Source organism: Mesorhizobium sp. M7A.F.Ca.CA.004.06.1.1 (assembly GCF_003999135.1).
In the GTDB taxonomy this organism is placed as follows: Bacteria; Pseudomonadota; Alphaproteobacteria; order Rhizobiales; family Rhizobiaceae; genus Mesorhizobium.
Genome location: NZ_RZPQ01001234.1, coordinates 1 through 982, shown reverse-complemented (window position 1 = coordinate 982; position 982 = coordinate 1). Strand labels below are relative to the sequence as shown.

General features: G+C 60.0%; 2 protein-coding genes. One reads left to right on the top strand and one right to left on the bottom strand.

Translation table 11 applies throughout. The features are described 5' to 3' along the window. A partial coding sequence (locus EN906_RS35420) for an enoyl-CoA hydratase/isomerase family protein (RefSeq protein ID WP_206529281.1) occupies positions 1 to 216 on the bottom strand: 216 nt, incomplete at its 3' end. 87 nt (positions 217 to 303) lie between these two features. Here EN906_RS35420 and EN906_RS35415 point away from each other — a divergent pair. Further along, entirely contained in the window at positions 304 to 891 is a 588-nt protein-coding gene (locus EN906_RS35415; protein WP_164748925.1) for a TetR/AcrR family transcriptional regulator, read from the top strand. The last annotated feature ends 91 nt before the right edge of the window (positions 892 to 982 follow it).

Sequence of the window (982 nt, the reverse complement as noted above, 5' to 3'; positions counted from 1 at the left end):
GGCCGAGAACTCATGAATGTCGCCGCCGGCCGAAAACGCCCGCTCCCCTGCACCGGTCAGAATGACCGCACGAACGCTGTCATCGACTTCAATGTCGTCAAGGATCGCAAGCAGGCGATCGATCAGGGCATAGTTCAAGGCGTTGAGCTTCTCCGGCCGATTGAGGGTGAGGATGGCAATCCCATCCCGGGGTTCCTTGAGGACAAGATCGGTCATTGGCTCTTCCTTCTTCATCATGCTGATGACCGGAAGACTATGCCCCTTTCCGCTTGTGTATATTCACTAGTCGGTATACCTAAGCTCATGCCTGACACGCAAAGTCCTACACGCAAACGTATTGTCGATGCCGCGACCAGGCTCTTCTATGCCGAAGGAATCGGTCGCGTCAGCGTCGATGCCGTCGCCGAGGAAGCGGGTCTCACCAAACGCACGCTCTACTACCATTTCAAGAGTAAGGACGACCTCATCGCCGCCTATCTCGATGGCCGCGACCAACCCAATCTGAAGCGGATGGCCGGCTGGTTCGATGCCGCCGAAGGCGGCGCGGATCGCAAGGTCGAGGCGATCTTCACCAATCTGGCGAGGTCCGCTCGTCACCCGAAATGGAAAGGATGCGGCTTCCTGCGCACGGCCGCCGAACTCGCCTCGATGCCCGGACATCCGGCGGTCAAGGTCGGCGCGCGGCACAAGCTGAATTTCGAAACATGGCTGGCCGGCGCCTTGTCGGACCATGGCGTCGGCGAGCCGCCTGCCTTGGCACGCGAGATCGTGCTTTTGATCGACGGCTGCTTTTCGATCATGCTGATCCACCGCAACCCCGATTACATCGAGGCCGCCGGCCGCGCCGCGGCGACGCTGGTGCGGGCGCGGATTTCAGGCAGCCAGGTCTAAAGCGCGACGCGCTTTAAGCCTTTGGTTTTATGCATGTCGTTGCGCCAAAACCGGGGCCACTTTTGGGCGACATGCATTAGAACCCAAACGC

Coding starts and splice junctions, on each gene's coding strand:
- EN906_RS35415 (WP_164748925.1), top strand. CDS start 304: ATGCCTGACACGCAAAGTCCTACACGCAAACGTATTGTCGATGCCGCG.